General features: G+C 30.3%; 13 protein-coding genes and 1 pseudogene. 10 read left to right on the forward strand and 4 right to left on the reverse strand.

What is annotated here, in order from left to right:
• Positions 1-142: 142 nt before the first annotated feature.
• Positions 143-853, reverse strand: a complete 711-nt coding sequence (locus Q0C58_RS05645; protein ID WP_290698652.1) for a DUF5672 family protein — start codon at positions 851-853, stop codon at positions 143-145.
• Between the two features lie 138 nt (positions 854-991).
• On the opposite strand from Q0C58_RS05645, the gene Q0C58_RS05650 reads away from it, so the two are divergent.
• Complete coding sequence (locus Q0C58_RS05650) at positions 992-1840, forward strand: hypothetical protein (RefSeq protein WP_290698655.1); 849 nt, start codon at positions 992-994, stop codon at positions 1838-1840.
• Between the two features lie 2 nt (positions 1841-1842).
• Positions 1843-2838 (forward strand): glycosyltransferase family 2 protein, encoded by a 996-nt coding sequence (locus Q0C58_RS05655; protein ID WP_290698658.1) that lies wholly within the window; start codon positions 1843-1845, stop codon positions 2836-2838.
• On the opposite strand, the gene Q0C58_RS05660 is transcribed toward Q0C58_RS05655, so the two are convergent.
• Genes Q0C58_RS05660 through Q0C58_RS05670 form a run of 3 tightly spaced genes read right to left on the reverse strand, consistent with a single transcriptional unit; the run spans position 2830 to position 5473 of the window.
• A complete protein-coding gene (locus Q0C58_RS05660; protein WP_290698661.1) occupies positions 2830-3747 on the reverse strand; it encodes a glycosyltransferase in 918 nt (305 codons plus the stop codon). The two genes, Q0C58_RS05655 and Q0C58_RS05660, sit on opposite strands and share 9 nt — an antisense overlap.
• Positions 3748-4389, reverse strand: a complete 642-nt coding sequence (locus Q0C58_RS05665) for a NeuD/PglB/VioB family sugar acetyltransferase (RefSeq protein WP_290698664.1) — start codon at positions 4387-4389, stop codon at positions 3748-3750.
• Positions 4382-5473, reverse strand: coding sequence for a DegT/DnrJ/EryC1/StrS family aminotransferase (locus tag Q0C58_RS05670; RefSeq protein WP_290698667.1), 1092 nt, complete (start codon positions 5471-5473; stop codon positions 4382-4384). The genes Q0C58_RS05665 and Q0C58_RS05670 overlap by 8 nt, the downstream gene beginning before the upstream one ends.
• A gap of 144 nt (positions 5474-5617) precedes the next feature.
• Between Q0C58_RS05670 and Q0C58_RS05675 the strand changes: the two genes are divergently transcribed.
• From Q0C58_RS05675 to Q0C58_RS05710, 8 genes and pseudogenes are all read left to right on the forward strand, one after another.
• The gene (locus tag Q0C58_RS05675) at positions 5618-6178 is read left to right on the forward strand and encodes an L-threonylcarbamoyladenylate synthase (protein WP_290698672.1); all 561 of its coding nucleotides are present in this window, start codon (positions 5618-5620) and stop codon (positions 6176-6178) included.
• Positions 6179-6194: 16 nt separating this feature from the next.
• Positions 6195-7613 carry an HD domain-containing protein gene (locus tag Q0C58_RS05680; protein WP_290698675.1) on the forward strand — a complete coding sequence of 473 codons (1419 nt, stop codon included), beginning with the start codon at positions 6195-6197 and terminating at the stop codon, positions 7611-7613.
• A 2-nt stretch (positions 7614-7615) separates the two neighbouring features.
• Positions 7616-8068, forward strand: coding sequence for a GNAT family N-acetyltransferase (locus Q0C58_RS05685; protein ID WP_290698678.1), 453 nt, complete (start codon positions 7616-7618; stop codon positions 8066-8068).
• A 28-nt stretch (positions 8069-8096) separates the two neighbouring features.
• On the forward strand, positions 8097-9125 hold the full coding sequence (locus Q0C58_RS05690) for a heme A synthase (protein WP_290698680.1): 1029 nt from the start codon (positions 8097-8099) through the stop codon (positions 9123-9125).
• A 41-nt stretch (positions 9126-9166) separates the two neighbouring features.
• Positions 9167-9682, forward strand: coding sequence for a hypothetical protein (locus tag Q0C58_RS05695; protein ID WP_290698683.1), 516 nt, complete (start codon positions 9167-9169; stop codon positions 9680-9682).
• A gap of 358 nt (positions 9683-10040) precedes the next feature.
• Complete coding sequence (locus Q0C58_RS05700; RefSeq protein ID WP_290698686.1) at positions 10041-10937, forward strand: ATP-binding cassette domain-containing protein; 897 nt, start codon at positions 10041-10043, stop codon at positions 10935-10937.
• Positions 10938-11011: 74 nt separating this feature from the next.
• Positions 11012-11845, forward strand: a complete 834-nt coding sequence (locus tag Q0C58_RS05705; protein WP_290698689.1) for an ABC transporter permease — start codon at positions 11012-11014, stop codon at positions 11843-11845.
• Between the two features lie 95 nt (positions 11846-11940).
• Positions 11941-13574: pseudogene (locus tag Q0C58_RS05710) on the forward strand (hypothetical protein); the annotation flags it as partial.

The following is a 13574-nucleotide window of genomic DNA, read 5'->3' on the forward strand; positions in this document are numbered from 1 at the left end:
TTTTATCGTCTAATTTAAAAAGACGTAAACTATTTCTGTCTTGATTACCAAAGGCTTCTCCCTTAGTCTCATAATTTAATATAAGATCGTCTAAGGTTTTAGTATGTTTTGTGTATGTTGGATTTATAACTTTACGCATGCTCTAACCTACATAATTTGAAATTAATATATCTTTCCAAAAACCTTCAACCTTTGGCTTATCGAACCCATGACAACCAAACGGAAGTTTATTATTATTAAGCTTTAATGCTAAATCTGGCTTTCTATCCATTGCAAAGTTAAGAGCTTCTTTATAAAATGGGATACTAAAATCTGGATAGTGTTTTGGTACTGTTATAGACCAAAAAATGTCTTCCATGATATAAAAATCGTTTTGCTCTCGTTTTAAATTCGTTTCAATCTCAGTTTTTAATGCTATTGTAATTTGATGGCTTTTAGTAATATTTCTTAATGAAAATCCACCATTTCCAACTTTAAAAAATATTTTACTGCGTTCTTTTTTTCTTTTAGAGTCGAATACACTTATCATTTTTTTAACAAGTGTATTGGGTGATGCTATCCAAGGCGCTCCAATATAATCGTAACCTTTGTTACACCATTCTATTAATTCATTTTTAAAAACAAATGCATCTAATTGATAGACTAACATGTACTTAAAATCTAAAAAACGCTTATAAAATTCTTCAGATAGCATTAAACTATTATAGCCAAAAACCGTTTTAAAATAGTGATTAGGAAAAGACTCTGTTCTAGCCTTAGCATTTTCATTTATTGAGGACACATCTAAACCTTCTGGATGTGCAAATACAATATCAAAATCACCCAATACTTTGAAGCACTGGTTTAAAGACATTTGCTCGGAATCTGAGAGATTTACTTTGTAAATCGGGATGACTATAGTTATTAACTTACTATGCATACAAAAGTATTAATTGACTTTTTGCAACTTACAAATTCTAAAATTATTTATATTCGTACTTTAATAAAAATTATGAAAATAAACGTTGGTTTCTTAGTCGCTTACGATTACGAACTTTTAAAAATTTCGATTCCTTTAGTTTACAAACATGCTAATACTATTACTTTAGCATTAGACATTAATAGACAAACTTGGTCTGGAAATACATTTATTGTTGACCCAAGTTTTTTTAAATGGGTTGAAGAATTTGACACAGATAATAAGATTACTATTTACCAAGATAATTTTTATGATGCTGCTCTCAACGCTATGGAGAACGATACTAGAGAACGCAATATGCTTGCCAAAAAAATGGGCGATGGTATTTGTATTCAAATAGATGCAGACGAATATTTTGTAGATTTTAAAGGCTTTACAGCGTATTTAAAAAAGAATAAAAAGAAATTAACTGGAAAGAAACCTGTTCAAATTTGTTCTTTCATGGTAGATGTTTACAAAGTACTTGACGATGGCATTTTATATTGCCCAACGTACACCAACTACTATTTAGGCACAACACAAGCCAATTTTACTAGAGCTAGAAAAAACAAAGATCAAGAAAAATGGTATGTTCCTTTTATATCCATACACCAATCTTGGAGTAGAGATGAAAAAGAACTAAAGTTTAAATTAGATAATTGGGGACATAATATTGATTTTGATGTAGATTCCTTTTTTGAATTTTGGAAATCTATAAACAAAGACAATTATAAAGACCATAAAGATTTTCATCCATTTGATAAAAAAGAATGGCCAACTCTAGAATACATTGAAGGAAAAAACTTTAATGAAATAATAGAAAACTTTAGAGATAAAAAAGTCTCTAAATCTTTTATTTTTGGAAAAAACACTGCTCAGCAATTAAAATTTTTATTAAAATAATTATGACTGAACTTACAGTAATTATGCCTGTTTATAATGGCGAAAAATTTTTAGCAGAGTCTATAGACAGCGTTTTAAGTCAGACTTTTTCTAATTTTAGATTATTAATTTTAAATGATAATTCTCAAGACCAAACAGCTAAAATATTAGAAGACTACAAACAAAGAGATTCTAGAATAATAATAGTAACTAAGTCAAAAAATGTTGGTCCTGCAAATTTAAGAAATGAAGGAATAGTACTTACAGAAACAGAATACATTGCTTTGCTTGATGCAGATGATATTGCTTTACCAACACGTTTTGAAAAACAAATAAGCTTTTTAAAAAACAACCCAGATTATGGTGTTTGTGGTACATGGTTTACCTTTTTTGGAGACAAAGAGAACAAAACCATTAAGCATGAAGAAACACATGATAGAATGAAAATACAAATGTTAAACAACTGCTGTATTGGTAATCCTACTGTACTATTTAAAAAATCTCATCTTGGTGAATTACGTTTTGAAAACGAATATGTACCTGCTGAAGATTATGGACTTTGGAGCCAATTAATTGCTAAAACAAAGTTTTATAATATTCCAGAATCATTATTAAAATACAGATGGCATCCCAACAATATTAGTCAAACAAAGGCTGAAAATTTAAAGAAATCTGAAGTGATAATTAAGAAAAAGCAACTCCTTAATTTGGGTATTTCTTTTAACGATGCCAATATTGATTCTTATTTAAAAGCTGTTAATTTAACCAGAGGATTGACTAAGGATGAAATAATTAAAACTATTGAAGCCTCTAAAAAAATAATAGTATTAAACGCAGAAAAGAAAGTTTACAATCAAGAATTGTTTATTGAACATATAGATAAGGTAATGATAAGAACTATTAGAAACTGCAAAGAAAACAGCAGTGCTTACTATAAATACATTAAAAACGATTCGGGTTATTTTTCTAAAATTCCTACTCTTGATAGAATAGCTCTCTTTTTTAAATGTTTATTTTAAAAATTTGTATTTAAAAATTCTCTTATAGTATTTAAACTTTGTTTTTAATGGTACATTTTTAAAATGATTTTCCATAAACTGTTGTTGCACTTGGGTTAGTTTCTCTCCAGTATATTTAGCTTTTAAAGCTGCAAATGCAGCACCATTAGCTAAAGATTTAAGAATTTTTTTAATATTTTCAGTCTGAGACTCTGGAATAACCTTGGTAATTTCGTTTAAATTTAAATACGAAGAATAGTGTTTAAAGAAATCCGATTTTAAAGAATACACACCTCCATCATGTATTCTATAAACCGCTCCATAAAAATTAAGAAAAACACCTTTTCCTTTTTGTAGTAACATAACATACAAAGAGTTATCCTTAGACTTTTTTAGTGTTTTATACAATTCTAAATCTAGTGCTTGTTTTTTAAAAACAGTCGTCAATGTATATGTACAATATGGTGTAAATAAATTATTAAAATCTATGGTTACTTCGGCTTCATTATAACTAAAATCGTTAGCAATAATTTTATTGTTTTTTAAAACCTCAAAATTTGTCCAAGACACTACGTATTCTGGATTAGCTTCTAAAAAGTCTACTTGCTTTTGCAGTTTTAATTCGTCAACCCAATAATCGTCTCCTTCGCACAAAGCAATATATTTTCCAGTAGCCATTGGAATACAAAAATTAGCTGTAGGCTTTATATTTTGCGAATATTGATTTTCTTTTTGGAGTATTGTTTTTATTCTTAAATCTCTTTTAGCAAAATCCTTAATTATATCTTGAGTATTGTCTGTCGAAGCATCATCATGAATAATAATTTCTATAGGAAAGTTGGTTTTCTGTTTTAAAAATCCCTCTAAAGTCTTCGCAACATATTTTTCTTGATTAAAAGTTGTACAGCAAATACTTAATAATGGCTTCATTTAATTAAGGGATTTAGTGTTTCTTGCTGGATTTCCAACAAGTACGCAGTTATTAGGATAAGATTTAGTAACATTTGCCTTTGCACCAACAACACAATCATCTCCAAGAGTTAGCGCTTTAGGTAAAATTATAGCATTAACACCAAAAAGCACACGTTTCCCTATTTTACAGTAAGCACCAACTACAGAAAAAGAAGCTACAGAACAACCATCTTGTATTGTTGCATGATGTGCTATCATTGCATTAGGGCTTATAACACAATCGTTACCTATTGCTGCTTTAGTCCACAGCACAGCATTAAAATGAATAAAACAACCATAACCTAAAGTAGCTGTTGGACTTACAAATGCTTTTGGATGAATAAGACTTGGCGTAAAACCACCCAAATTTCTTATTTTTGTTGCTATTTCATTACGTAATTTATTTCCGCCCATTGTTAAGGCAAATTGACTTCCTTTAAAGTCGGTTTTGTATAAATCTTCGGTACAACCAATAATTTTCACACCTAAAACAGCTTCTCCTGTTCTTTCATTATTATAATGATATAAACCTTTTACGTTATACCCACAATCGGTAGCTAACTCTATAATAACTTGAGTATAGTTTCCAACTCCTATTAAATAAATGTCGTTTTTATTCATTTAAGATACTATTAGTTATTAAGGTACTAATTCTTTTTACTTGCGCTTCACCTAAATCGAAATATAGTGGTAAACATAAAATTTTATTAGATATGTCTTCGGAAACAGGCATTACTCCTCCTCCAACATAATCTATAGTATTTAAAGACGGATTAAAATAACGTCTTGGAAAAATATTATTACTATTAAGCACCTCGATAACCTTTAGTAATTGTGCTTCATTTTTAAAAAGAACTGGCATATAAGAATAATTATAGTCACAATTTTCTTCAATTTTTTGAAATTGAGCTTTTCCAGCTAATTCTTTTTTATATAATTTATAAAGCGTTTCCCTTCTTTCAAAAATAGCCTCTAAATGTGGAAAAACGGCTAATCCCATAGCTGCTTGTAGTTCACTAATTTTAGCATTTATACCTAATCCATGAAAACCTGAAGGCCCATTATGTCCAAAATTATGATGAGAAAATAATGTATCAAACAACGCTTTATCTTTTGCAAACAAAGCACCACCTTCTCCTGTATGAAATATTTTAGTAGCATGAAAACTACAAGTACTTACATCTCCATATTCGAAAATAGATTGCGCTTTGTAGCTTACACCAAAACAATGTGCAGCATCGTAAATAACTTTAAGATTATGTTTTTTAGCTATTTTGGTAATCTCATCAATATTACAAGGGTTCCCAAAAACATGTGTTGCTAATATTGCAGAGGTATCTGGAGTTATTGCGCTTTCTATTTTTAAGGGATCTATATTAAAAGTATCTGCATCAATATCTACAAATACAGGAGTGCAACCTTCCCAAATAATACTAGAAGTGGTTGCAACATAACTAAAAGGAGTTGTAATAATATCTCCTTTTAAACCTAAACACTTAATGGCTATTTGTAATGGTAACGTTCCATTTGTGGTAGCAAGAATATTAGTTATGTTATATTGGCTTTTAATTTTATTTTCTAATTCTAAAACCAATTCGCCTCTATTGGTTATCCAACTTTTATCCCAAGACCTACTTAGTATTTTTTGATACTCGCTTTGCTCTGGCAAAAAAGTTTTAGTAACATTAATTCTTTCATTCTCCATTTATATATCGCTCCAAAAATAGTATAAACAAAACTACATAAAATTTTTTATTATATAGCGAAATCATTAGTATTCAAAACATAAACGCACATATATTTATTATCTTTGTGGTTCTTAAAATTAAGAGCAATTATCTATAGTTAAATGAGAGAAGAAATTGAAAAAACTTTAGAAGTTTTAAAACGTGGTGGCATAATATTATACCCAACAGATACTGTTTGGGGAATTGGTTGTGATTCTGGAAATGAATCTGCTGTAAAAAAAATATATAAGTTAAAACAAAGAGACGATAGTAAAGCGCTTATTTGTTTGGTAAATAATTATGGCATGCTTGAAAGACATGTAGATAATGTACCCAAAATGGCTTATACTATTTTAGACATAGCAGATAAGCCTACTACCATTATTTACGATAATCCAGCAGGAATTGCAGAGAATTTAGTAGCAGAAGATAATACTTTAGCTATTAGAATTGTAGATCATGATTTTTGCACAAAACTAGTTCGTTATTTAGGAAGACCACTAGTTTCTACATCTGCGAATTTAGCAGGAAAACCAACACCAAAATCGTTTAAAGAAATTGATGACGCGATTATTAAAGGTGTGGATTATGTGGTAAATTTGCACCAACAAAAAAACGGAGGAAATCCTTCTACCATTATTAAGTTAAGTAATAGTAGTGGTGTTAAAATTATTCGCGAATAATTAGTTGGTAATAACAATGAATTACAAAGAAGCACTAAAACATAACATATTTAAAATCATTTCTGAATCTGCTGCAGAGCTAAATCTCGACAGTTACGTTATTGGTGGTTTTGTTCGCGATTTTTTATTGAAACGTGGTGATGCAAAAGATATTGATGTAGTTGCAATAGGAAGCGGAATCGCTTTAGCTAAACAAGTTGCTAAAAACTTACCTAACAAACCAAAAGTTCAGGTTTTTAAAACCTATGGCACTGCCATGCTTAAGCTAGACGATATTGAAGTTGAATTTGTTGGTGCAAGAAAGGAATCCTACAACGAAGACAGTAGAAATCCTGTTGTAGAAAATGGCACGTTGCAAGACGACCAAAACCGTCGTGATTTTAGTATTAATGCATTAGCGCTTGATTTGTCTAAAACTAATTTTGGTGATTTATTAGACCCTTTTAATGGTGTTGAAGATTTAGAACACAAAATAATTCGTACACCTTTAGATCCAGACATTACCTATAATGACGACCCTTTACGTATGATGAGAGCCATTAGGTTTGCTACACAATTAGGTTTTATAATAGAAAAAGAATCGTTAAATGCTATTACTAGAAATAACGAACGTATTAAAATAATTACCAACGAACGTATTGTTGTAGAGCTTAATAAAATTTTAGAAAGTAAAGTGCCATCGGTTGGTTTTTTACTATTAGAAGAAACAGGATTATTAAAATACATTCTTCCAGAGTTAACAGCCTTAAAAGGTATTGATGAAATTGAAGGACAAAAACATAAAGACAACTTTTACCACACCTTAGAAGTGGTGGATAATATTGCAAAACACACAGGCGATGTTTGGTTACGTTGGGCTGCACTGCTCCATGACATTGGAAAAGCACCAACAAAAAGATTTAGCAAAAAAGTAGGTTGGACGTTTCATGCGCATGAATTTGAAGGCTCTAAAATGGTTTATCATTTATTTAAACGTTTAAAAATGCCGTTGAATGAAAAAATGAAGTTCGTTCAAAAATTGGTATTTATGAGTTCGCGACCAATAGTTTTGGCTCAAGATATTGTAACAGATTCTGCTGTAAGACGTTTAGTGTTCGATGCTGGTGATTATGTAGATGATTTAATGACGCTTTGCGAAGCAGATATTACTACTAAAAACCCAAAGAAGTTTAATAAGTACCACAACAATTTTAAAATTGTTAGAGAGAAAATAATTGAAGTTGAAGAAAAAGATCATGTTCGTAATTTCCAGCCACCAATTTCTGGTGAAGAAATTATTAAAACATTCAATTTAAAACCTTCAAGAGAAATTGGCATTATTAAAGAAGCTATTAAAGAAGCTATTTTAGAAGGAGAGATTCCAAATGAACATGAAGCTGCTTTTAAATTAATGATAGAAAAAGGAAAGGCTTTAGGTTTAAAAATTTCAGACTAACAATGCTGAAAATTGTAAGAACAAATTCTGAAAATCCAGATTTTATTACTTTAGTAAAATCTTTAGATAGCTACTTAAAAATCACAGATGAGGATGAACATGATTTTTATAATCAGTTTAATAATATTGATGTTTTAAAACATGTAGTTGTTGCTTATAAAGACAATGTCGCTATTGCTTGTGGTACTTTTAAAGCTTTTAACGACAACACAGTAGAGATTAAGCGCATGTTTACAAAACCAGAATTTCGTGGAATAGGAATAGCTGGTAAAGTTTTAAACGCATTAGAAACTTGGGCTAAAGAATTAGTTTACAACAGTTTAATTTTAGAAACAGGAAAAAGACAGATTGAAGCTGTTAGCTTTTATAAAAAATACGAGTACATAATCACACCTAATTATGGTCAGTACAAAGGCATGGAAAATAGTGTGTGCTTCAAGAAAGAGTTAAATTAAAAAACTCCTGTTTTTACAGGAAATAAATATGAAAAAACACTTTAGAACCATCGCTAAAACAGCTTTAGTTTTAGTCTATTTAGTAATAATCGCTGGAGCAGTTGTTCGCATGACAGGTTCTGGAATGGGCTGTCCAGATTGGCCAAAATGTTTTGGATATTACATTCCACCAACGCAAGCTTCAGATTTAGAATTTAAAACAAATCATGACTACACAGAAGGCATTGTTATTATTAAAGAAGAAGCCCTTTTAGTTGCAGAAACAGATTTTAAGTCTTCAGAAAACATAAATTTAAACAACTGGAAACCATACACAAAACACGATTATTCAACCTTTAATGTTACGCATACTTGGGTAGAATATATTAATAGGCTATTTGGTGCTTTATCTGGAATTCCAATATTAATTTTTACTCTAATTTCCTTTTGGTTTTGGCGTAAAAACAAATGGCTAACCATACTTTCTATTCTTACTGTATTTGGCATGGCATTTCAAGCTTGGCTTGGCAAAACGGTTGTAGATTCTAACCTAGCACCTTATAAAATAACCACACATATGGTTATGGCTTTGGTTATTGTTGCCTTCATTTTATATATTATTTACGCGTCTAAAACCAGTTTTAAAAATCAAATAGCAGATTCTAAATTTAAAAATGTTTTACTATTTGCAATGGTACTAACGTTAATTCAAATAGTATTAGGCACGCAAGTAAGACATCATGTAGATGAGCAGGTTAAAAACATTGGTTATATTAAAGAACTATGGATGCAAAGTCCTACGTTACAGTTTTACGTTCACAGGAGTTTTTCATTTTTAGTCTTCTTTACAAATGCATGGTTATATGTTAGAAATAGAGGTATGAAACTGGGTTATAAAAAAATGGATTTAGTAATTATATGCATTGTTTTCGAGGTTGTTTCTGGAATTTCAATGTTCTATTTCGACTTTCCGTTTTTATCACAACCTTTACATTTAGTGATTGCTACTATTTTATTCGGAATCCAATTTTACGTATATTTAGAGAACAGACGGAAAAGTATTTTTATTTCTGAATAAATATAGAAGACAATCGTACCTTTGCAAACCAAAATTAAATTATGATTTATAGATTTAGAGTCATTTTAGATAACGATACCGACGATGATGTGTTTCGCGATTTAGAGATTAAAGAAACAGACACAATGGAAGATTTGCATAATATAATTACGCAGTCTTTTGGGTTTGATGGTACAGAAGTTGCTTCTTTTTATTTAAGTGACGATGCATGGAATCAAGGTGAAGAAATTTCTCTTTTTGACATGAGCGAAGGTGCTAACGAAGTAAAATTAATGAGCGAAACTACTTTGAACAACACTGTTCATGAAGCGCAAACAAAACTTATTTATGTTTACGATTTTTTAAGCATGTGGACATTTTATGTTGAACTTGCTGAAATTGCAGAAGAAAACGAAGGTGTAGATTATCCAAATTTAATGTTTGTTCAAGGTCAAGTTCCTGAAGCTGCTCCAGAAAAAATATTTGAAGCCGAAAAAGATGAGTTCGACAGTGAATTTGATGATGATTTTGATGTTAATGATTACGACAATTTAGATTTCGATGAGCACTGGAATTAAAGTAAGTTAGCTGTATGCCATTTTTTGTTAGCAGTTTTAAATTTAAAATTCAGTATTAAAAACTATAATGTTATTTATTTCTCTCTGTGCATCTCTGTATTTTTATCTCTTCTTATCTCAGTTATAAATCATTTTTCGCACCTAAAAACCAAGTATTCAAAGCGACACACATCTGTAAAACCAACTTTTTTTTACGACAACATCAAATTCATAATTCTATATAAAGCCTCAAAATAATCTTAACCAGATTTTTTTATTTTCTAATTTGTAACAAAAGTTTACTAGTTTCGTCTTACTTTTAAACCAACTTACTTAACAATTCTTTTTTAGAGTTTTTATGTGTTTAAAATCAATCGTATTGGAAACCATTCTTGAAATAAAAAATCTTACAAAAAAATTCGGCAATTTAACAGCTGTAAACAATCTGTCTTTTACTATTAAAAAAGGTAATGTTTATGGCATATTAGGTCCAAACGGAAGTGGTAAATCTACAACATTAGGTATTACTCTAAATGTTGTAAATAAAACCAATGGCAACTTTAAATGGTTTGATGGTTCTATTTCTACTCACGAAGCCTTAAAAAAAGTAGGTGCTATTATAGAGCGACCTAATTTTTATCCTTACATGTCTGCATACAAGAACTTAAAATTAGTTTGTAAAATTAAAGACATCGATTATTCTAAAATAGACGAAAAACTAGAAATTGTTGGTTTGCTAGACAGAAAAGAGAGCAAGTTTAAAACTTATTCTCTAGGTATGAAACAGCGTTTAGCCATAGCATCAGCTTTGCTTAACGATCCAGAAATTTTAATTTTAGACGAGCCAACAAATGGTTTAGATCCTCAAGGAATACACCAAATTAGAGCAATAATAAGAGATATTGCAAGTCAAGGTACTACCATACTTCTAGCATCGCATTTATTAGACGAAGTAGAAAAAGTATGCTCGCATGTTGTTGTGCTTAGAAAAGGTGAAAAACTATATTCTGGTCGTGTAGATGAAATGATATCTAGTAATGGTTTTTTTGAATTAAAACATGATGATGAACCTAAATTGCTTCAGTTTTTAGAACAACATGCTTCAATAGAAAAAACAACTAAAAAAGAAGGTATAATCACTGCTTTTTTAAATGCGCCTTTAGCTGCTTCAGAGTTTAATAAGCAACTAGTAGAAAAAGGTATTTATATTTCTCATTTAGTGATGCGAAAAGAAAGCCTGGAAGAACAGTTTCTTCAACTTACAGATGACAACTAAGTAGTAATAAATTTTACTTATTTTTTAAACACCTATAAAACCAACCTGATTTATTTCAGATAAACAAACCAAACATGCTAAGACTTCTAAACATAGAATTTATAAAACTGTGGAATAATAAGGCTAGTAAAGTATTAATACTTACCTATTTTATCCTTCTTGGTTTTATCTCACTAATTGCTTCAATAAAATTTAATTTTGGTTTCTTTAAATTTCATGCTGCCGAAATGGGTATTTTCAACTTCCCTTACATATGGCATTTTAATGCATATGTGGCTGCAGAATTAAAGTTCTTTCTTGCCATTGTAATTGTATCTATGGTTGCGAATGAGTACAGCAACAAAACAATTAAACAAAACTTAATTGATGGCTTTAGTAAAAAGGAATTTGTCATTTCTAAATTTGTTACAGTAGCTGTTTTCTCGCTACTTTCTACACTATATATATTCGTTTTATCTTTAACTTTAGGTTTAATTTTTTCTAGTTATACTGAAGCGAGTATTATTTTTACAGATTTGGAATACCTTATCGCTTTCTTTGTTAAATTACTAGGTTTTTTCTCTTTTTGCTTATTTGTAGGTATTTTAATAAAGCGTTCAGCTTTTACTTTAGGGTTTCTTTTTATATGGTATATTTTTGAGAGTATTATTAGGCTTGTACTATTCTTATTAGAAAGTACTAAAGAATATGCAGATGCTATTACACAATTTTTACCATTAAATGCAATGTCTAATTTAATAGACCAACCACTTTCAAGACTTGGAGCTGTAAAAGAAATAGCTAGCGTCGCAGGAGAAGATTTAAGCTACGATTATGCTGTACATTGGTATGAAATTGTAATAGTTTTAGTATGGACAGCACTTTTTGTTTTCTTTTCTTATAGACTACTTTTAAAAAGAGATTTATAATAAGTATTATTATTAGCTGTTTTATTTTAACATTTTAGCTGTAGCAATCTTAAGCTATTTATAATATCTTTGGTATCTGTCGCTTATACCAAAAAATGAAAAAGATTGTTCTAATTTTAACTACACTTTTATGTTGTGCATTTTCTAATGCACAAAAAGAAGCCTCTAATTGGTACTTTGGAGATAATGCTGGTATTAGTTTCGATATCGATGCAGGCACAGTAAATGCTATAAACAATGGGCAATTAACTACAGAAGAAGGTTGCACTACTATCTCTAACAGTGATGGTGATTTGCTTTTTTATACAAATGGCGAAATAGTTTATGATAGATTAGGCAATACTATGCCTAATGGTACTGGATTATTAGGTAGTCAATCTAGCACACAATCTGCTATTATAATTCCTAAACCTGGCGACTTAGATATCTATTATATTTTTACACAAGACACACAATTTCAAGGTCCAGATTCAGGTTTTGGTTATTCTGAAGTAAATATGACATTAAATGGTGGCTTTGGAGATGTTGTACCTACTAACAAAAATGTATCACTACTTGGTAACGCTACAGAAAAATTAAGTGCAGTATTAAAAGACTGCCAATCTGGAAATATTTTGGTAGCAACACAGGTTAATAATTTAAGTGGTTTCGATTTATTTTATGTTTATGAAGTATCTAACACAGGTATAAATTTACTAGGAACACCATCTAGCACAGGTTTTAGTACTGCTGGAAATGGTCGTGGTTATTTAAAATTTTCGCCTGATGGCACTAAATTAGTATCTGCTAATGTTAGGGATGGTGGTAGTAGTCGTTTATTTCTGTATGATTTTGACTTAACTAATGGTACTGTTTCGCCACCTAAAGCAATAACAATAGATCAAACTTTCCTTAATGGTGCTATATATCCCTACGGAGTAGAATTTTCGCCAAATAGCCAAGTACTCTACGTAAGTACTTATAACGATTTTTTTAGTAGCAATACACAAGACAATAACAATGCCCTAAACCATGATTCGGCATTATTACAGTATGACTTATCAACAAACAATACAGCAACCATTAGTGCAACCCAAATTGAATTAGAGGTAAAACAAGGTTTTAGAAGTGCCTTACAATTAGGTCCAGATGGGAAAATTTACAAAACCGAAAGTCAAAGTTATGATACAGGTTTTCCAAATTTAAGCACTATTGAATCTCCTAATAATATTGGTTTAACAGCTAACTATACACAAAACTCAATAACGTTAACCAACAATGCAAGACAAGGTTTACCACCATTTGTTACTTCATTTTTCACAGAGAAAATAGATATTATCCAAAATGGAACAAACTTAACAGAGTTGCGCCTTTGCACAGGAGATTTATACACTTTAATGGCAGAAAACATATCTGGAGCAACATACACATGGTTTATGGATGGGAATATGCTTACTGAATCGGATTTCGATTTAGAAATTAATACTCCTGGTTTTTATGAAGTAACTATTGAAGTCACTACAGACTCATGCGAAACACTTGAAGGAGAAGCTGATGTTTCTTATTTTGATATTCCTGTTGCAAATGAACCAAACGGAATAACAATTTGCGACGATGATAACAATGCTGTAGCTAACTTTGATTTCTCTAATCAAAACGCTACAATATTAAATGGTCAAGATTCAACAATTTTTGGAGTAGAATATTACCAATCTATAGCTGATGCCGAAGCAGATAACAATTCTATAAT

The organism is Lacinutrix sp. (assembly GCF_023299985.1).
Classification (GTDB): Bacteria; Bacteroidota; Bacteroidia; order Flavobacteriales; family Flavobacteriaceae; genus Lacinutrix.

Bases quoted from the DNA above. Each gene is read 5' to 3' on its own strand.
- Q0C58_RS05685 (WP_290698678.1), top strand. From the start codon at position 7,616: ATGCTGAAAATTGTAAGAACAAATTCTGAAAATCCAGATTTTATTACT.
- Q0C58_RS05695 (WP_290698683.1), top strand. From the start codon at position 9,167: ATGATTTATAGATTTAGAGTCATTTTAGATAACGATACCGACGATGAT.
- Q0C58_RS05670 (WP_290698667.1), bottom strand. From the start codon at position 5,473: ATGGAGAATGAAAGAATTAATGTTACTAAAACTTTTTTGCCAGAGCAA.
- Q0C58_RS05655 (WP_290698658.1), top strand. From the start codon at position 1,843: ATGACTGAACTTACAGTAATTATGCCTGTTTATAATGGCGAAAAATTT.
- Q0C58_RS05690 (WP_290698680.1), top strand. From the start codon at position 8,097: ATGAAAAAACACTTTAGAACCATCGCTAAAACAGCTTTAGTTTTAGTC.
- Q0C58_RS05665 (WP_290698664.1), bottom strand. From the start codon at position 4,389: ATGAATAAAAACGACATTTATTTAATAGGAGTTGGAAACTATACTCAA.
- Q0C58_RS05650 (WP_290698655.1), top strand. From the start codon at position 992: ATGAAAATAAACGTTGGTTTCTTAGTCGCTTACGATTACGAACTTTTA.
- Q0C58_RS05645 (WP_290698652.1), bottom strand. From the start codon at position 853: ATGTCTTTAAACCAGTGCTTCAAAGTATTGGGTGATTTTGATATTGTA.
- Q0C58_RS05660 (WP_290698661.1), bottom strand. From the start codon at position 3,747: ATGAAGCCATTATTAAGTATTTGCTGTACAACTTTTAATCAAGAAAAA.
- Q0C58_RS05675 (WP_290698672.1), top strand. From the start codon at position 5,618: ATGAGAGAAGAAATTGAAAAAACTTTAGAAGTTTTAAAACGTGGTGGC.
- Q0C58_RS05680 (WP_290698675.1), top strand. From the start codon at position 6,195: ATGAATTACAAAGAAGCACTAAAACATAACATATTTAAAATCATTTCT.
- Q0C58_RS05705 (WP_290698689.1), top strand. From the start codon at position 11,012: ATGCTAAGACTTCTAAACATAGAATTTATAAAACTGTGGAATAATAAG.